This window comes from Pseudomonas sp. AC239 (genome assembly GCF_979258545.1).
The window spans coordinates 1,158,388-1,176,052 of sequence record NZ_OZ409864.1; the positions used below are offsets into that span (position 1 = coordinate 1,158,388).

General features: G+C 59.6%; 15 protein-coding genes. 7 read left to right on the top strand and 8 right to left on the bottom strand.

The window, feature by feature from the left end:
- The first annotated feature begins 31 nt into the window (after positions 1-31).
- The 4 genes from ACZ0AZ_RS05350 (at position 32) to ACZ0AZ_RS05365 (ending at position 9,283) form a co-directional block, all read left to right on the top strand.
- On the top strand, positions 32-1,348 hold the full coding sequence (locus ACZ0AZ_RS05350; protein WP_129999743.1) for a bifunctional DedA family/phosphatase PAP2 family protein: 1,317 nt from the start codon (positions 32-34) through the stop codon (positions 1,346-1,348).
- Between the two features lie 452 nt (positions 1,349-1,800).
- Complete coding sequence (locus ACZ0AZ_RS05355) at positions 1,801-3,666, top strand: hypothetical protein (protein ID WP_463537046.1); 1,866 nt, start codon at positions 1,801-1,803, stop codon at positions 3,664-3,666.
- A 68-nt stretch (positions 3,667-3,734) separates the two neighbouring features.
- Positions 3,735-7,214, top strand: coding sequence for a calcium-binding protein (locus ACZ0AZ_RS05360; RefSeq protein ID WP_463537047.1), 3,480 nt, complete (start codon positions 3,735-3,737; stop codon positions 7,212-7,214).
- A gap of 107 nt (positions 7,215-7,321) precedes the next feature.
- On the top strand, positions 7,322-9,283 hold the full coding sequence (locus ACZ0AZ_RS05365) for a hypothetical protein (protein ID WP_129999741.1): 1,962 nt from the start codon (positions 7,322-7,324) through the stop codon (positions 9,281-9,283).
- Between the two features lie 55 nt (positions 9,284-9,338).
- On the opposite strand, the gene ACZ0AZ_RS05370 is transcribed toward ACZ0AZ_RS05365, so the two are convergent.
- The 5 genes from ACZ0AZ_RS05370 to ACZ0AZ_RS05390 form a co-directional block, all read right to left on the bottom strand.
- On the bottom strand, positions 9,339-9,899 hold the full coding sequence (locus tag ACZ0AZ_RS05370; protein ID WP_039761839.1) for a hypothetical protein: 561 nt from the start codon (positions 9,897-9,899) through the stop codon (positions 9,339-9,341).
- Between the two features lie 72 nt (positions 9,900-9,971).
- Positions 9,972-10,202 (bottom strand): hypothetical protein, encoded by a 231-nt coding sequence (locus ACZ0AZ_RS05375; RefSeq protein ID WP_039761841.1) that lies wholly within the window; start codon positions 10,200-10,202, stop codon positions 9,972-9,974.
- A gap of 115 nt (positions 10,203-10,317) precedes the next feature.
- Positions 10,318-10,908, bottom strand: a complete 591-nt coding sequence (locus tag ACZ0AZ_RS05380) for an LON peptidase substrate-binding domain-containing protein (protein WP_310406907.1) — start codon at positions 10,906-10,908, stop codon at positions 10,318-10,320.
- A gap of 11 nt (positions 10,909-10,919) precedes the next feature.
- On the bottom strand, positions 10,920-11,636 hold the full coding sequence (locus ACZ0AZ_RS05385) for an LrgB family protein (RefSeq protein ID WP_016773013.1): 717 nt from the start codon (positions 11,634-11,636) through the stop codon (positions 10,920-10,922).
- Complete coding sequence (locus ACZ0AZ_RS05390; protein ID WP_129999737.1) at positions 11,636-11,998, bottom strand: CidA/LrgA family protein; 363 nt, start codon at positions 11,996-11,998, stop codon at positions 11,636-11,638. Before ACZ0AZ_RS05390 ends, ACZ0AZ_RS05385 begins: the two co-directional genes overlap by 1 nt.
- Before the next feature lie 191 nt (positions 11,999-12,189).
- On the opposite strand from ACZ0AZ_RS05390, the gene ACZ0AZ_RS05395 reads away from it, so the two are divergent.
- The 3 genes from ACZ0AZ_RS05395 to ACZ0AZ_RS05405 all read left to right on the top strand — a co-directional run bounded on the left by ACZ0AZ_RS05395 (position 12,190) and on the right by ACZ0AZ_RS05405 (position 15,144).
- Positions 12,190-12,645 (top strand): MaoC family dehydratase, encoded by a 456-nt coding sequence (locus ACZ0AZ_RS05395; protein ID WP_016773011.1) that lies wholly within the window; start codon positions 12,190-12,192, stop codon positions 12,643-12,645.
- A 102-nt stretch (positions 12,646-12,747) separates the two neighbouring features.
- The gene (locus tag ACZ0AZ_RS05400) at positions 12,748-14,475 is read left to right on the top strand and encodes a C13 family peptidase (protein ID WP_463537048.1); all 1,728 of its coding nucleotides are present in this window, start codon (positions 12,748-12,750) and stop codon (positions 14,473-14,475) included.
- A gap of 27 nt (positions 14,476-14,502) precedes the next feature.
- The gene (locus ACZ0AZ_RS05405; protein ID WP_016773010.1) at positions 14,503-15,144 is read left to right on the top strand and encodes an oxidoreductase; all 642 of its coding nucleotides are present in this window, start codon (positions 14,503-14,505) and stop codon (positions 15,142-15,144) included.
- Between the two features lie 131 nt (positions 15,145-15,275).
- On the opposite strand, the gene ACZ0AZ_RS05410 is transcribed toward ACZ0AZ_RS05405, so the two are convergent.
- Genes ACZ0AZ_RS05410 through mpl form a run of 3 tightly spaced genes read right to left on the bottom strand, consistent with a single transcriptional unit; the run spans position 15,276 to position 17,546 of the window.
- Positions 15,276-15,560, bottom strand: coding sequence for a YceK/YidQ family lipoprotein (locus tag ACZ0AZ_RS05410; RefSeq protein ID WP_024014461.1), 285 nt, complete (start codon positions 15,558-15,560; stop codon positions 15,276-15,278).
- A complete protein-coding gene (gene ubiX / locus ACZ0AZ_RS05415; RefSeq protein WP_024014462.1) occupies positions 15,553-16,200 on the bottom strand; it encodes a flavin prenyltransferase UbiX in 648 nt (215 codons plus the stop codon). The genes ACZ0AZ_RS05410 and ubiX overlap by 8 nt, the downstream gene beginning before the upstream one ends.
- Positions 16,197-17,546 carry a UDP-N-acetylmuramate:L-alanyl-gamma-D-glutamyl-meso-diaminopimelate ligase gene (gene mpl, locus ACZ0AZ_RS05420; RefSeq protein ID WP_016773007.1) on the bottom strand — a complete coding sequence of 450 codons (1,350 nt, stop codon included), beginning with the start codon at positions 17,544-17,546 and terminating at the stop codon, positions 16,197-16,199. Before mpl ends, ubiX begins: the two co-directional genes overlap by 4 nt.
- Positions 17,547-17,665: the final 119 nt, after the last annotated feature.

A 17,665-nucleotide genomic window follows, 5' to 3' on the forward strand; every position in this document is an offset into this window, starting at 1 on the left:
CGGGATTATCAATAGTCTGGAGTTTTTCTGTATGGGCCCATGGCTCGATAGCATCACCGGATGGCTCGGCGCCAATCCACAGTGGCTGGCCGCAGCGGTGTTCATCGTTGCCTGCGTGGAATGTCTGGCGATCGCCGGGCTGATCGTGCCGGGCACGGTGCTGTTGTTTGCCGTGGCAGTACTGGCCGGCAGCGGCGCGCTGTCCTTGAGCGAAACGCTGCTGCTGGGCTTTCTCGGTGGCATTCTCGGTGATCTGATTTCGTATTTTCTCGGCCGCCATTTCCACCAGAACATACGCCGCCTGCCCGGGCTACGCCATCACCCGGAATGGATGGCCCGCGCCGAGTCGTACTTCCAGCGCTACGGCATCGCCAGCCTATTGGTCGGGCGCTTCATCGGCCCGCTGCGACCGATGCTGCCGATGGTCGCCGGGATGTGCGACATGCCCTTCCCGCGTTTCTTCGCCGTCAGTCTGCTGGCAGCTGCTGGCTGGAGCCTGGCTTATCTGTTGCCGGGCTGGGCCACGGGCGCAGCGTTCCGCCTGCCATTGCCTGAAGGGTTCTGGCTCGAGGCCGGAATTGTCGCCGCCAGCATTGCAGTCATGCTTGGCCTGAGCGTCAACAGCAGTGTGCGTCGCCATCGTCGCGCGACAATCTGGATCGGCAGCATGAGCCTGTTGATCCTGATCGGTCTGTTTATCGGCTACCCGTACCTGACCGCGCTCGACAATGGCGTGATGACCCTGGTGCAGGAGCATCGTCAACCAGCGCTGGACGAAATCGCCGTGACGCTGACCCTGATCGGCGAATTCCGCAACATGCTGCTGTTCAGCGCCTTGCTGGTTGTGCTGTTGCTGTTGTGCAAGCAGTGGCGCCAGGCGATGTTCGCCGGTGCCACCATGCTCATCACCGCAATGGCCAATACCGGGACCAAATACTTCTTCGCCCGAGTGCGCCCCGAAGTACTCAGTGACCCATTGACCACCTACAGCATGCCCAGCGGCCATGCTTCCGGCGCGTTTGCCCTGTTCCTGACGCTGGGCGTGCTGGCCGGTCGTGGGCAGCCGCCGCGCATGCGCCTGACCTGGCTACTGATCGCCTGCATCCCGGCGTTGTCGATCGCCCTGTCGCGGGTTTATCTGGGTGCTCATTGGCCAACCGATATCCTTGCCGGCGCGATGCTCGCCAGTTGCGTTTGCGCCGCGATGTTATGGTTGAGCCAGCGGCAGACGTCCCTCAACCCGATACCATTCAAGATCTGGTGGCTGATCCTGCCTTCGATGATCGCGCTGTTCGGTTTCTTCGTGCTGCGTCATTTGCCTCATACGCTGTTGCGCTACGCCTACTGAACATCGACATGCAAGCACTGTTTGTTTCGCGCCGCTCTTTCGGAAAACTCCGACAAGAGCGGCGTTAGTTGCCTACTTGCTCTTTCCCCTGCCCGGTTAAACTTCCACACTGAAACCGGCATAATTCCCTGCCCGCAACAAATATAAAACTGACGTTACAAAAACAATTGAAACCGCACAAATACCGACTTTCATATCATTCAAAAAGCGTTAGATTGAACTAGCCAATTGATTTCAATGTTGCTCCAGCCAGTTACAAACTGACATCGAAATTAAATCAAGGAAACTTCGTTAGTTCAGAGGATTCAATGAGCCCCAAATTACCTCGCAAGCCAACTGCGACGATTACCCATCCATTTGATTCGAGCAATACTGCACCGCGCCGGAACGAGCAGTTACCGCTTGATGGCGTTTCCGACTATTTTCGCCCTCCCACTCTTACCGATCTGGCAGTGCCAAACCGTACTGCGGATATTCACGTGCCCGGACCATCGTCGGCAATACAGGCCGTGGAAATCTCACGCATGCCGGCAACGGGCGCCGCTGCGCTGCAACCTGACAGGGTAAATAACTACTGGCTGACGGAGGCTTTTCTGCACGGCATGAAGCCGGCCGATGCCGACGGAATTCGCTGGGTCGTTGGCAGAAAATTCGCCGATGTAGAAGTTGAGGGTGGGCTGCAAACCACCCACATCGGCCAGGATGAATCCGGTGCCTGGCGCAGCAAATTACTGACCGAACGGTTCCCCTCGGGCCCACGCCTGTACAAAAACACCGACAGCCCGACATGGCGCCTGACCGAACGGGTCGCGCCGAAACGCCCCGCCGTGAGCGCAAGTGAACAGACCGACCAGGCATCGGCAGCCAAACGCCCGCGTCCGGTTGCTGCAGCGGTGCCGGTGGATCAACGCCGATATCGCCCTTCGTGGCGGTCCCCGGACTCTCAGGGGTATCACGAAATGACACCCCGGCCGGGTACGAAGGACACCGATACCCGATTTGCGCTGCGCGATGAGTTCGGCAATTTGATGCAAGTCGACGCACCGCAGGGCGGGTTCGGCGCGCAGCCTGCGCACTTGCGACAATGGACTGACCAACAGATCTGGCAACTCTACGGCTTGCATGGCCAGGACATCACTCGCTTCCGGGCGGAAGCACAGGCCACCGGCCGCCCCCCGCAATGGGCCGAGGCGGCGAATACCGGCAACCCTGTCACCGACTTGCTGCGCAACACCCTGCGCTGGTTGCACCCTGCCATGACCTTGAAGGAGCGCGAAACGTTTCTACAGTCTTATAACTTGCTGCCGAACCAACTGACGCGATTACAGCAGGACCTGCAAAACCAATTGGCTATTCCGCCGTGGGCGCAAGCGCACAAGCGCCTGCTCGACGAACTCGACAACCCGCAACGCCTCGAGCAATTTGCCAGGGACGCCGTCGAGCAACTCAATCTCAAGCGCAACGCCCGCCACGATTGGTATCACCCTGAAAACAGCCTGACGTTCGAGGTGCGTGAAGCACTGTTGAAAAAACTCGGCTATCTGCGGAACAAGAACAACTGCCTGTACCACACCGATATTCCGGCACTGTTTCGCGGTGACGAACGTACACCTTTCGAACTGGCCAACGACGGCACCATGCTGCCGCGCCACCACCATAAGCCCGGCGCCACCACGCACAAACCCATCAGCGCGACGTTCAGCCTCAATGAAGGCCAGACGTATGCCAGCGCGCCTTATCCCGATTACCTGCGATTCAACAGCCAGACCCACAAATATCCCGGGCGCGACGCCAGTGACAGCAGCTCGGAGAGTGGTGCGAGCGACGCCAGCGATTCCAGCAGCAGCGCCTCCTCCGACTGGTCGGATGGCGACCGGCCGATTGCCTGGGATCATGAGCGCGGCTATCGATCCGAGCGCACTCGGCAGACGGTCATGTTCCTCTACGCCCTGGACACCCGCCATCTGGAGGTCGTACCCCAAGAAGAAAACATGATGTTCAATTCGGCCGCCCGCGACACGCCGCCTACCTGGTTTCCCTCCGACGATTTTGAAGGGCTGATTTCGGTTACCCGCAGCGGACTGGACGCCGAGCGCATCTGGTTGCTCAACGCCGACCAGACCAAAGGCGCCAAGGTGACGGACATCCAGGACATGGCGGGTGCCCGTGCCGAACGCATCGAAGCTGCCACCCACGCCGGGCATGCCAACCACTTCGAGTACGACACGTTGATCGACCATGTCGAGGCAGCAGGCCTGCCCATTCTCAGGCTGTCCGGCAATAGAAACGAATTTGGTCATGACATTGTCTGGCCGTGAAACCCCGGGATTGCCCGCACCACCGGTAAGGAAACCGGTGTTCATACACAACGTTAAGGGATTAAGACGTGTCGAAACTCATCGTACCTTCCGCGCATGTTTCCAATGTGCGCCTGCTTCAGGTCACGCCGCTTGATGCCTCGGCCAATGACCATGCGCCCTCTACAGCCAATCTCTCTCATATGCCTGCACCCTCGGCCGGCAAGGGCGCTGAAGCCAGGCATCGACAAACGCTGGCATCGCTCGACAAGCATTTAGGGCCCTTGTCCATCGGGGAAGTCAAAGTCAGTCGGGTCGAGCTGCAAAGACTGGGTGCTGCGGTCAACGGTCAACCGATCGGTCCGGCGAATGCCGATCTGAAAGCCCCGGATCAGATGTTTTTCGATGGGCTGCATTTCGAATCAGCGGCCGTTGAAAACCACTTGAGATCCGCTGAGGTTGCCGACAACGGCAGGGCCGCGATGCTGTTCTACGAAATTGCCTGCCAGCGCTCGGTCGACGCCGGCCCCATGTTTGTCAGCCCTGCGCCAATCGACCCTGGCAGTGCGGTAGACCGGCTCAACCAGTTGGGCAAAGCCGCGCAGAAGCTGGACATTCATCAGGTAGACGCTTTTGAAAACGCACCCGGCTGGGTCAACAAAAGCAAAAGCTACCTGATGAGCGGCGCCGGCGTCGGTCTGCAAGCCTTCGGCATCTACAGTGGTTACATGGCCATGATCGATGCGATCAGCAAAGGGGAAAAACTCGAAGCGGTCTTCCAGGGTGGCTCCATTGCCGCCGAGTTCGGCTCTCTGATCATCGAACGCGGTTTGACCAGGACAGGCGAGGCGATGCTCACCAACGGCGGCAATCTTTTCAAATATTTCCCGCTGACCTCGGTGGGCAAATACATGAGCCGGGGCGCCGGTATGTTCGCCAGCGCGATCACCCTGCCGTTCGACATCATCGATGCGGTCAAATCGTTCAACGCTGCCGCCGCCTCGTCGGGAAAAATCGCGCAGGATCATTACGTCAGCGGCGCCCTGAGCGTGGCGGGAGCGGGCATCAGCCTGGTGCTCGGCGTCGCCGCACTGGCCGGTTTCGGCAGCGTCGCCGGGCCGGTCGGACTCGCGGCGGCGGCTGTGCTGATCGCCGGCTCGATGATTTACCAGGCCGCTCGGGTCGTGGACGATATCGATGACTACATCGAACTGACCGCACTGGAACGCTTGCGCTCAGGCTGGTTCGCCTTCACCGACCAGGAACTGGATAACCAAGTGATGGATCGCTTCAAGCTGACCAAAGGCTACAGCGATCACGAAAAACGCCTCGAACTGTCGGCCAGAGACATGCTTGAAGGCGCCTATAAGAACTCCATTGAACACGTAGTCAACGGCGCCTTCCGCACCGAACTGCAATCGGTCGAACTGTGGCGCTATCAGTGGGATGAAAGCGCCGGCCAGGAACCGTTCAAACGCGACAGCCAGGCTGTGATCGTCGGCGCAGACGATGTGATGGATGCTGCCGATGGCTTGCCGGCAGATCTCAAAGGCAAGGTCAGCGGCAGCGCCGGAGAAGGCAAAGGGGTGTTCTGGCGCCTCGGTGATGGCAACGACCGGGTCGCTGGCGTCAAGGCCCAGTCCAATCTGTTCACTTACCGAGAAGGGCACAAAGCCCTGACCGGTGGCGACCAGACCGATGCGTTCTATCAAGAAGTGTCGGACCAGGAGCTCGACCGCTCCGCCAAACCCGCGCACATCAACATTCTGGACGGCGGCGCTGGCGTCGACACCGTGGCGTTCGAAGGCAGCCGCCCGACCGGAGACACTCGCTACGTCGGCCATGACATCAATCTGCAGACCGGCAAGGTCTCGTTGCGCGGTCTGGATCCGGCGGCCGAAGGGCTGGAAATCGCCCATCTGACTTCGATCGAGAACGCTTCGACGCTGCGCAAGGGCACCAGCCGCGTTACCGGCACCGACGCGGCTAACCAGATTTCCGCTAATGGCTACGACCGCATCAGCGCCGGTGGCGGCAACGACACCATTGCTGTTTTCGGTACCGAATGCGAGGTGGATGGGGGCAGCGGTGAAGACCGTTATTACATCGCCAATACCAACGCCCGCGCGACGATCATCGAAAACGCCGAGCACTCCAGCCGCGTCGAGTTCGGTTGGCCGCGAGCCCTCATTCAACGCTGGCAAATCATCGGCACGTCACTGGTGATCACCTCGTTGCGCGGCAAGGATGGCGATGATCCAGAGCACGTGCTGACCCTGAAAAATGTCTATCAGACGATCGACGGCCAGCGCCATCTGAAGAATGCACAGTGGCTGTTTCGCACGCAGGATGGTTATGAACTGCTGGCTCTGCTGCCCAATCAGCCAGGCCAGGTGCTGATTCAGGATATCGAGGTCGCTATCACCGTTAACGGTCAGCCCGCTCTGGCCCCTGCCATCGTCAATAGCGGCACGGTGGCCTTGCAGGCGCAGGCAGCGTCGCGACACTTTGTGGCACGCACGCCGCACAGGGTCGAGTTTGCCGCCGAGCGTAGCGAAACTGCCACACAAGGGAGTGTCTACCTCGATTACCTGACCAGCGAGATTGTCGATGTCGTGATCACCTATGACGTCGAAGTTCGCCAGGGTATATCGGGCAATACGCACCTGACCTACAAGGATATCTGCCTGTCGTTGCTACTACCCTCCAAAGTGGTTGCGTTCAAAGGCGTGATCAAGACGAGCGCCGCCGCCACCGGTTACGGCGGCCGCAACAGTCTGAAAGTGACCACACCGCTGCTGGCGCAAGATCTGGTGCTGATCATGCGGGACGAAGTCTCCTACCGCCTGCAACTGCCGCAGCTGGATTACGCAGCCGACGCCAAGGCCCCCGGCACACGACTGGTCAGCAACCGAAGCTGGCTGAAGCAGCGCAACGGAACGTATCCGTTCACGCGCCCCGTGGTCAGCGAAAAGCCGGAGCTGACCGACCGGCCCTGCAAAGTGGTGATCGAGTCCAGATCCCACACAGGGATTTATCTGCTGGAAGGCAAAAGTTCGACTTACGATATCCATCTGGTCAGCAACTGCATCGTGCGCCTGTCGACACCCGCTGCGGCTGCAAAAACAGCTAACGCCTCGACGTGGAATCTGTTCACTCGCGCCTTGAGCGAAACGGTAAAGCGCGAAGATATCCACCTTGATGGCAACCGCCTGCGCATCGCTAGCGTCACCGTCGAACTGCCGGATATTGACGAGGACACGCCGGTGGAATCAGTGAGTGTGGTGACTTCGGCCGGCCATATCTATGAGGTTTCGCTGCTGTTCGAAGTGTTGCAGTTGTACGTCATCGACGCTCGCCGTTACGCCAGCGTCGCGGCGCTGCACAGCGACATCGAACAACACAGACAGCGCAATGAACTGGCGGCACGGATTTACGTGACCCACATTGGATACAAGGACACCGTCGGTACCGTGGTTTATCACTCGATGCGTCGGCATTGGGGACTGACTGACGACCCGCAGGTGCGAATCGATCCAGAGGATTTGCACATCCCGACAGATGTTTGAGTGCGCTCAGCGCGCTTGGAACCCGGTGCCAGCGCGGACAAACACCGCGCTGGCACTCGATCACCTCAGCCGATGGACAGGCTGATTCATAAAGAAGGAGTTTATTCATGCGCCAAAAACCCGGGCCTTTGCGCCCCTCACCAACCACCGAAACGCCCGGCAGCTCGACAACGCGGCCAGCCTCTCCTGATCGTCCGATCGATCTGGATCTGCGCCTGCCCGGTCGGATTCGAGCGGATGGCTCGAATGCCTTGGCGGGCATCGATACCATCGCTCCTGCCGTCGACCACGCGACATTACGACCCGGCATCACGGTCACCCACATGCCCGACATGCAGAAGCCGCCGCGGGGTCCAGCAAAATCGCCCCTTGAACCTTATGTACAAAACGTCAGTGCCGACTTGAGGCACGATGCGCAAGGTCTCAAGACATACAAGGGTCGACAGTTCGCCGATATTGCCAACGATGACGGTTCTGCCGCCGGGCTGACGGTGATGGTTGCCTACCACGACCTGACCAAGGCCTACCGGGCCAGACTGTCCAGCGAGCGAGTGCCATCGGGCCCACCGCTGTATCGAGTCGCCGACACTGATTTGTGGAGCTTGAACAAGCCCATCGAGATGTACCCACCGGATCGCTACTCCCTGCAATACTTGGGGTGGGCCAAGGCCCGTTCCGCGCCCGTACCAGATGAGCAAGGCTATTACGCGGTACATGAATGGAAGGAAATGACAAATCGGGAACCAATGATTATCCGGCCAAATGTCGGTTTCGCATTTCAGGGCAAATCCGGTCGCATGATCAAAGTCGACCCGAGCGAAGCTCGCGGGGACACTTCAGTGCCGCTGAAGCTGGCGCACTGGACCGATGCGGAAATCTGGGATGTTTATCACCTGCGCGATGCAGAAATCCTCACCTTTCGTGCCGAGGCCGAGGTCCGAGGCGGTCCGCCGGCCTGGGCAAGGCGCAGAAATACCGAGGATGACCACAAGTTTCTTCTGGACTCCATGAAGTGGTCTCACTCGCAGAAATCCCGCAGCGAATGCGCCGAACTGTTACGTACTTACAACCTGAGCATCGCTCAGCAGAAACGCTTGCGCCCGGACATGGAAAACGGCTTCCCGGAATGGGCCGAAACGCACAAAGAACTCTCCCGAAATGCACTGGACACCAAACGGTTCGAGCATATCGCCGAGGAGCTCGGCCCTTTCACGCTGAAACTGCGCAATCACGGCGAGAGACATGAGGGCAACTTACCGCCAGTCAATCAGCGTTATGAAGACGATTTTCTGCAAGGTTATCTGGAGCATGCCGGTTATAAACGCAACAGGCATGACTATCTTTACCGCACGGACATCCCGGCCATGTTTCGTGCCGACTTGCGCACTCCCTTTGAACTGGCGCGGGACAAGCGCTTGGTAAAGTTACGTGGAAACGCCTCCGGCACCACAACCAAACATGCTTTCAGCGCGACATTCTCTTTGGGCAATGGCCGTGAGTATCTGAGTTTTGATTACTACTCCAATCCCCGACACTACAACAGCCAGGCCAACCGCTATCCGGGACATTTCTCCGACAGTGATTCGTCGAGTGGATATAAACACAGTTCGGCCGAGGAGTCTGATACCTCATTTGAAATGGACGATTCACGTGACTACCCATTGTGGCGGCGAAAACAAAAACTCGGTTTCCTTTATGTCATCGATACCCGCGGCATTGAAGTGGTGCCACGCGTGGAAAACCTGTATCTGAGTAACATGGACTTTGTCGGCGACGCTTTCGAAGGTCAAATATCGATGCCCACCCGTGGTATCAGTGCCGAGAGGATCTGGCTGGTCAGTTCGAACATGCGTCAAGCGGCCAGGGTCGCGGATGTTTTCAGAAAGGCGGGCAGCGAAGCCGGGGAGATTGAGGAGGCTACTTGGGAAGGTCGCTACAACAGCAATTCCTATGACCAATTGATATATGAAGCAGGCGCCGCGGGTGAAGCGATATTACACTTGCCCAAAGGCGCAGACACCTGTTCCAACGATATAAGCTGGCCCGTAGCGGAACATTACCGGCCGTAATATCCAGGCGCCATTCAGTAATGAATGGCGCCTGTTTTCAAATCATGAGCTTGCGCTACTCAAGCACCTTGATCACAAATCGCGCAGGTTTGTTGTTGAAGGCGTTATGCCCGGTGACATTGGGATCGGTGTCCAGAAACGAACTCATGCCACTGCTCACCTGACGGTACAAGGGTTTGTCCTTCGGCTCGCTGTTCAATTCGATATGCGCGGGGCCGGAGGCAATATCGTTGAGGGAAGCCTTCGGCGCCCCATAGGTACTGATCGAAAAGTACTGCGCCGTGGCGCTGGTGCTCGCCAACAGGTTATGGGTCTTGTCCTCAATGAACATTCGCGCACCGTCAAATGCGCCCGGATGCACCAGGTGCACTGCGTAACAGTCACCCTGAGGAACGAACTTCAACACCAGCGGATCATCGTCCTCATGGTCAGCCAGCGTGATGAAGCTGGATGTCCGCAGGCTCGCCAGTCCTGCTTCGGCCTCCAGTTTTTCGCCCAGGGTTATCCGCTTATCGCGCAACACCTGTTGCAGACGTTGTTGATTGAGGACTACCGGTCGACCATCCAGATAAAGATTTGCCGTGAAAGCTTTATTATTTATTTTCGCTAGAGACATAGAGTTACCCACCGATAAACGCTCTGCCGTGACTCAGTTGCAGCGGCAGATAAATACTGAAAAATAAAATAATCAAACAACGGTTGCGGCCGCGACGATTGTGGCTGTTGCCGACATCCGCGGGACTTCGCCGTCAGGGACCTTTTCAGATTTCCGTTTACGCCGGGCTATTACCATGCGATCGGCATAATTTGCTGCCGCCTCTGTAACGAGGCCGGCGTTGTGATCAGTGCCGGCATTTTTCAAAATGTATTTGCCGGCAATGTCGTCCCAGAACTCCCATTCATCTTCATATACAGTCATGCTTTCATCCTTATTCTTGTTCAAATTGCCCGCCTCCTGCGGACAACCTGAAAACTAAGATAAAGACCAAAGCAAAACAATGCTGGCAGGTGGCAGTAGTTGATTCAAAGTAAAACTAGGCGAATAACTCCCCCTGCAACTCATCAAGCAACGCCTGAATCGCATCCAGCCGCTGCTGCGGATCGTCGAGTTGCAACAAGTCGATCTTGTCTTCTTCAGTGAAGGGCAACAGATAGGCAAGCTGATTGGCCAGTGACTGTTGGCCGACCGCCTCGGTGCCCATGTCCAGCGCTTCGACCATCGGGTGTTCGGCTAGTGCTTTCAGCAGCGCGACCAGATCGGCGTCCTCGTCCTGCAACGGTTGCTCGGGTTCGTCGTCGAGCCATTCGACATCGGCCAGAATCAATTGATCGCGCTGCACTTCGGTGCGCAACACATTGAAACGCCGCCCGCCCTGCACGCGAATGCCGAGCAGGCCGTTGTCCTGCTGCTGGAAATCGGTGATCCGCGCCTCGCATCCCACCAGCGCGAACCCCTCCGGCGCCACGCCGACTTCGCTGCCTTCAAGGATGCACACTACACCGAAGCCGACGCCCTGCTTCATGCAACGACCGATCATGTCGAGGTAGCGTGCCTCGAAGATCTGCAGATCGAGATTGCAGCCGGGGAACAGCACCGTGTTCAGCGGGAAAAGCGGCAGACTCATAGACATTTTCCTTACACCACCATCGACACCGCCAACGGCAGGAACACCGCCGTGGCCACGCCCATCAGACTCATTGCCAGCGCGGCAAATGCGCCGCACTCATCGTTTTCCTGCATCGCCACCGCCGTGCCAACCGCGTGAGCCGTCATGCCCAGCGCCATGCCACGCGCTTCGGGGCTGTGCACACCGAGGCGGGTCAGCAGCGCCGGGCCGAAGATCGCGCCGATCACCCCGGTGATCAGCACGAATACCGCGGCCAGCGCCGCCACGCCGCCGATCTGCTCGGCGACCAGCATGGCGATCGGCGAGGTCACCGATTTCGGCGCCATGGTCATCAGGATCATGTGATCGGCACCGAACCACCAGCCCAGCGCCACACCCATGCCCGTTGCGACCACCCCGCCTATCACCAGCGTAGTAAAAATCGGCCAGAACAATTGGCGGATGCGCCGCAGGTTCAAATAGAGCGGCACCGCCAGCGCCACCGTGGCCGGCCCCAGCAGAATGCTGAGGATCTCGGTGCTCTTGCGGTACTCCGCGTAAGTCAGGCCGCAGCCGACCAGCACACCGATCACCAACAACATGGAGACCAGCACCGGTTGCAGAAAGATCCAGCGGGTTTTCTCGAACGCCGCCAGCACCAGTTGATAGGCGCCGAGGGTGATGCCAATGCCGAACAGCGGATGATGAATCACCGACGCCCACGCGCCTTGCCAGTCGAACAGCATCAGGACTCCTCCGCCGGCGGCGCGTGACGTTTGACCAGCCGTTGCATGAGCACGCCGGCAAAGGCCATCGACACGATCAGCGAGACCACCAGCGCGCCGACGATCGCCCAGAAATCGGCGGCAATCGCCGTGGCATACACCATCACGCCTACCGCAGGCGGCACCAGCAGCAACGGCAGATACCGCAGCAGGCTGCCCGCCGCCTGGTTCAGCGGCTCGCCCACTTCACCGCGAATGATCAGGAACACCAGCAACAGCAGCAGCCCGATGATCGGCCCCGGCAATATCGGCAACAGCAAATGATTGAGCGCGGTGCCAAGCAATTGGAACAGCACCAGCAGGGTCAGGCCACGTAACAACATCCGACATCTCCGTCTTACATTTTCAGCCAGCAGAGCTCGGCATTATAAGCATGCCGGCGCTATGGACCGGCATTCGCCAAAAGCATGGTCGGTTGACCTGAGCAAATCGCCATGATGATCTACAGTGGTTCGCAGGCCGGTCAAATCCGCCCTGAAAAACTATAAAACCGATGAACCCAAGGAGAGTCTCAATGCCCTATGTTCCCGTTGCAGAGCTCAAAGATTATGTCGGCAAGGAACTTGGACGTTCCGAATGGCTCACCATCGATCAGGAGCGCATCAACCTGTTCGCCGAAGCCACCGGTGATTTTCAGTTCATTCACGTCGATCCGGTCAAGGCTGCGCAAACGCCGTTTGGCAGCACGATTGCCCATGGTTTCCTGTCGCTGTCGCTGATGCCGAAACTGATGGAAGACATCCTCGTGCTGCCCGAAGGCGTGAAGATGGTCGTCAACTATGGCCTGGACAGCGTGCGCTTCATCCAGCCGGTCAAGGTCAACTCGAAAGTCCGACTGAAGGTCGACATGGTCGAAGTCACCGAGAAAAAACCCGGCCAGTGGTTGCTCAAGGCTACCGCGACACTGGAGATAGAAGGCTCGGACAAACCGGCTTACATCGCCGAGCCACTGTCGCTCTGCTTCGTCTGATCATCCCGGATGCGAAGCAGCGCACGCTGTTTCGCGTCACGTCTGTATATATGCGACGCATAGCTGCGGCATACTCGGTCGCCTAATTGCCCGGATCCCGCTATGCGCTCAATCGCTCGACTTGCACCCCTTGCCCTGACCCTGATGCTCACCGCTTGCGGCGACGGCGAATCGCTGTTGCCGCCGGATGCGCGCCTGCCCGATGGCGGTCGCTATCGCGGGGAACTGGTCGACGGCTTGCTGCAAGGTCAGGGCCGCGTCGATTACCCCAACGGCAGCTGGTACGCCGGGGAATTCGATAAGGGTCAGTGGCACGGCCAAGGCGAATGGCACGGCAGCAATGGCGAGGTCTATCGCGGCCAGTTCCAGCAAGGTCTGTTTGATGGTCAGGGCAGCCTGAGCACCAATGCCAGCAGCTACACCGGTGGTTTCAAGCAGGGCCGGCGCGAGGGCGAAGGCACGCTGAAAGAAAACGGCATGACCTATCGCGGCGAGTTCAAGGCTGACCAGTATTCCGGCCTCGGCCGTCTGGAAATGGACGACGGCAGCTCCTATCAAGGCCAGTTCGCCCACGGCAAACCCAACGGCGAAGGCCAGCGCGGCGATGCCAGCGGCAATTCGTTCACGGGCCATTTCGTCAACGGCCAACTGGAAGGCAACGGCACCTACAACAGCGCCGACGGCGATATCTACGTCGGCGGTTTCAAGAACAATCAACTGCACGGCAAGGGCCGCTACGAGAACGCCGACGGCGACGTCTGGCTCGGCCAGTTCAAGGAAGGCGCGCTGACTGGCAAGGGCGAATTGATCGGTGCCGATGGCAGCCATTACATCGGTGTATTCAATGACTGGCGCTTCACCGGTCAGGGCCGCTTGAACCTCGCCGATGGCAGCTTCTACATCGGCGGCTTCGACAACGACAGCTATTCAGGACGCGGCACGCTGGTGCTGACCGATGGCAGCGTGCTCAGTGGCACCTGGATCAACGGCCAACGCGTGCGCGACGCCGACGGCAAATTGCTGCCCGACACCCTCGAACTCGGCTTGCTCGCCCAAGGTCGTTTGCTCGACGAGGCGCTGGCGGCGATCCCTGCTTCGACTCCGGCCGTCGAGTTGTACACCCTGACCCTTGGCGGCGACGGCAAGCAAAGCGTATTCCTGCGCGAATCCGATTACGTCGCCAACATGCTCAATACGCGCTTCGGCGCCTTCGGCCAGATCCGCTTGGTCAATCACCGCGATCATCTCGGCGACCGGCCGATGGCCACCCGGGAAAACCTGCGCCGCGCCGCGCAAGCCCTTGCCGAACGCAGCGGGCCGGAAGATCTGCTGTTCATTTATCTGACCAGCCACGGCACCGCCGAGCATGAACTGGTGCTCGATCAGCCGCGCATGGAACTGGCCGACCTGCCCGCCGATGAGCTCGCCGCCGTGCTCGCGCCGCTGAAGCATCGCGACAAGGTCATCGTGATTTCTTCGTGCTATTCCGGCGGTTTCATCCCGGCGCTGAAAGACGAACGCACGCTGATCATGACCGCCTCACGCGCGGATCGGGTGTCGTTCGGTTGCTCGGAAGAAGCCAACTTCACCTATTTCGGCGACGCGCTGTTCGCCCAGGCGCTGAACCAGACCGACGACCTCGAACAGGCATTCAAACTGGCCAAGGCCACCGTTGCCGAGCGCGAGCTGGCCGACGGCTTCGAAGCCTCGGAGCCGCAGATCTGGGCGCCGAAAACCGTGCTGTCGCATTGGCAGCTGCTGCGTAAACAGCAGGCGCGCAAAGCGTTGCAAAGCAGCGCATTGAACGACGCGGCGAAAAAAGGCAACTAAGCTGAACAGTATCAAGGGAGAGACACTATGTACTTGACGCCTCAGCACGTATTGCTTGCCGGAGCCACCGGACTGACCGGTGAACATCTGCTCGACCGTTTGCTCAACGAGCCAACGATTACCCGTGTCCTCGCCCCTTCACGCCGGCCGCTGGCCGAGCATCCGCATCTGGAAAACCCGGTCGGTGACCCGCAGGCGTTTCTGCCGCAGCTCAGTGGCCGGGTCGATATCGCCTACTGCTGCCTCGGCACCACGATCAAACAGGCAGGTTCCGAAGAAGCCTTTCGCGCGGTGGATCTGGACATGGTCGTGGCGTTTGCCAAGCGCGCCCGGGAGATGGGCGCACGGCACCTGATCGTGATCAGTGCGATTGGCGCCGATCCGAATTCCTCGGTGTTCTACAACCGGGTCAAGGGTGAAATGGAACAGGCCCTGCGCGCGCAGAACTGGCCGCAGCTGACCATCTGCCGACCTTCGCTGTTACTCGGCGAACGCACCGAACCGCGTCTGGTCGAGCAACTCGCCGGGCCGTTGTCGAAGCTGATTCCGGGCAAATACCACGGCATCGAAGCGTGCCAGTTGGCGCGAGCGATGTGGCGCCTGGCGCTGGAAGAACAGGATGGCGTGCGGGTGATTGAATCGGATGAGCTGCGCAAGTTAGGCAAATAATGCCGGGACTTTGTGGTGAGGGGATTTATCCCCGTTCGGCTGCGCAGCAGTCGTCGCTTTTATATTTTTTTGGGGGGCGCTTCGCACCCCAGCGGGGATAAATCCCCTCGCCACAGAGGTTGTGCGCGCCCCTACAATCCACCAGTCGCTTGAAAACCTACGCCAATCACGGTGAGCAACGACAACGGCAACAACAGCGTGTCGAGCAACGCGCTGGCCGGCAGGTCCACGCCCGGATAGCTCGGCGCTTCGGCACCGAACCGGTCCATCGCACAGCAGCCGCCGTTCAACGCATACAAATCCAGCCGCGTCCCGGCGTACACCACCGGTGCGCCGGGTTTGGCTGCATCCAGCGTGCGCACGGTAGCGCATCCAGCCAATTGCAGCGCCAGCACAAGCACCAGCAGCTTATTCATCGCTGCTCAGGTGATGCTCGCCCCAACGCGGCAGCATGTCCTGCGGGATGCCGAGCAGATTGAGGATCCGCGCCACAACGAAGTCGATCAGGTCATCGATGGTCTGCGGCTGGTGATAGAAGCCCGGCGAGGCCGGCAGAATGGTCACGCCCAGATTCGACAGCTTGAGCATGTGCTCCAGATGAATGCTCGAATACGGCGCCTCGCGCGGCACCAGTATCAACTGACGGCGTTCTTTCAGCGTAACGTCCGCCGCGCGTTCGATCAGGTTGTTGCAGGCGCCGGTGGCAATCGCCGACAGCGTGCCGGTCGAACACGGCACCACGACCATGGCTGCCGGCGCGCCGGAGCCGGAGGCCACCGGCGACATCCAGTCTTCCTTGCCATACACGCGAATCTGCCCGGCAGCGGCGCCGGTGTATTCGGTCAGAAAGGCCTGCATCATCTGCGGTTTGTTCGGCAGGGACACGTCGGTCTCGGTGGCCATTACCAGTTGCGCAGCCTTGGAGATCAGGAAGTGCACTTCGCGATCCTCGCGCACCAGGCAATCGAGCAGGCGCAAACCGTACTGCGCGCCCGACGCGCCGGTCATCGCCAGGGTGATGCGTTCCGGGCCGCCGGCCTGGGAAAAAGTGTTCATTGCAGTGCCTCGGCGAGCTTGCCGTGCAGGCCACCGAAGCCGCCGTTGCTCATGATCACCACGTGCGTGCCGGGTTGGGCCTGGCTCTTCACGCGTTCGATGATGCCTTCCAGAGAATCGCTGACGATGGAGGGCACGGTGCATAACGCTGCGGTGGCGCCCAGGTCCCAACCGAGGTTGGCCGGGGCATACCAGATCACCTGATCGGCATCGACCACGCTGTCCGGCAGACCGTCACGGTGCGCGCCGAGCTTCATCGAATTGGAGCGCGGCTCGATGATCGCAATCAGTGGTGCGTCGCCGATGCGTTTGCGCAGGCCGTCGAGGGTGGTAGCGATGGCGGTCGGGTGATGAGCAAAGTCGTCGTAAATGGTGATGCCGCGCACTTCGGCGACTTTCTCCATACGCCGTTTGACGTTCTTGAACGCGCTCAACCCAGCAATGCCCATCGACGGCACGACGCCAACGTGACGCGCTGCTGCCAGAGCGGCAAGGGCGTTGGCGACGTTGTGTTGACCGGTCAATTCCCACTCGACCGTGCCTTGCGACACGCCTTCGAACATCACTTCGAACGCCGAGCCGTCCTCGCTGAGCAGCTTGACCTGCCACTGACCGCCGGCGCCGGTGGTTTGCACCGGGGTCCAGCAGCCCATTTCAATCACCCGTTGCAAGGCAGGCTCGGTGGTCGGGTGGATGACCAGCCCTTCGCTCGGGATGGTCCGCACCAAGTGGTGGAACTGACGTTCGATGGCCGGCAGATCGGGGAAGATGTCCGCATGATCGAACTCAAGGTTGTTGAGGATGGCGGTGCGCGGACGGTAATGGACAAACTTCGAGCGTTTGTCGAAAAAGGCGCTGTCGTATTCGTCAGCCTCGATCACAAAAAACGGCGTACCGCCCAGGCGCGCCGATACCGAGAAATTTTGCGGCACGCCACCAATCAGGAAACCCGGGCTCATGCCGGCATGTTCCAGCACCCAGGCGAGCATGCTGCTGGTGGTGGTCTTGCCGTGGGTGCCGGCAACGGCCAGTACCCAGCGACCTTGCAGCACATGGTCGGCCAGCCACTGCGGGCCGGAGACGTACGGCAGGCCTTTGTTCAGCACATATTCCACCGCCGGGTTGCCACGGGACATGGCATTGCCGATCACCACCAGATCCGGCGCCGGATCGAGCTGCGCCGGGTCATAGCCCTGCGTCAGCTGAATGCCTTGGGCCTCGAGCTGCGTGCTCATCGGCGGATAGACGTTGGCGTCGGAGCCGGTCACATGATGGCCCAGCTCTTTGGCCAACACCGCCATCGAGCCCATGAAAGTCCCGCAGATACCCAGAATATGAATGTGCATAGTCGACCTCGTAAAACATGGCCGCAGGTTAGCGTAGGGAGGGGGAAATGGCACTCTTTAGCTGAGGGGCGGGCCTGTTCGACCTGATCGTTCCCACGCTGAGCGTGGGAACGATCAGG

What these genes read in the sequence shown, in the direction of transcription:
- ACZ0AZ_RS05400 (WP_463537048.1), top strand. Translation starts at nt 12,748, where the DNA reads ATGCGCTCAATCGCTCGACTTGCACCCCTTGCCCTGACCCTGATGCTC.
- ACZ0AZ_RS05380 (WP_310406907.1), bottom strand. Translation starts at nt 10,908, where the DNA reads ATGAGTCTGCCGCTTTTCCCGCTGAACACGGTGCTGTTCCCCGGCTGC.
- ACZ0AZ_RS05375 (WP_039761841.1), bottom strand. Translation starts at nt 10,202, where the DNA reads ATGACTGTATATGAAGATGAATGGGAGTTCTGGGACGACATTGCCGGC.
- ACZ0AZ_RS05395 (WP_016773011.1), top strand. Translation starts at nt 12,190, where the DNA reads ATGCCCTATGTTCCCGTTGCAGAGCTCAAAGATTATGTCGGCAAGGAA.
- ACZ0AZ_RS05405 (WP_016773010.1), top strand. Translation starts at nt 14,503, where the DNA reads ATGTACTTGACGCCTCAGCACGTATTGCTTGCCGGAGCCACCGGACTG.
- ubiX (WP_024014462.1), bottom strand. Translation starts at nt 16,200, where the DNA reads ATGAACACTTTTTCCCAGGCCGGCGGCCCGGAACGCATCACCCTGGCG.
- mpl (WP_016773007.1), bottom strand. Translation starts at nt 17,546, where the DNA reads ATGCACATTCATATTCTGGGTATCTGCGGGACTTTCATGGGCTCGATG.
- ACZ0AZ_RS05390 (WP_129999737.1), bottom strand. Translation starts at nt 11,998, where the DNA reads ATGTTGTTACGTGGCCTGACCCTGCTGGTGCTGTTCCAATTGCTTGGC.
- ACZ0AZ_RS05365 (WP_129999741.1), top strand. Translation starts at nt 7,322, where the DNA reads ATGCGCCAAAAACCCGGGCCTTTGCGCCCCTCACCAACCACCGAAACG.
- ACZ0AZ_RS05370 (WP_039761839.1), bottom strand. Translation starts at nt 9,899, where the DNA reads ATGTCTCTAGCGAAAATAAATAATAAAGCTTTCACGGCAAATCTTTAT.
- ACZ0AZ_RS05410 (WP_024014461.1), bottom strand. Translation starts at nt 15,560, where the DNA reads ATGAATAAGCTGCTGGTGCTTGTGCTGGCGCTGCAATTGGCTGGATGC.
- ACZ0AZ_RS05350 (WP_129999743.1), top strand. Translation starts at nt 32, where the DNA reads ATGGGCCCATGGCTCGATAGCATCACCGGATGGCTCGGCGCCAATCCA.
- ACZ0AZ_RS05385 (WP_016773013.1), bottom strand. Translation starts at nt 11,636, where the DNA reads ATGCTGTTCGACTGGCAAGGCGCGTGGGCGTCGGTGATTCATCATCCG.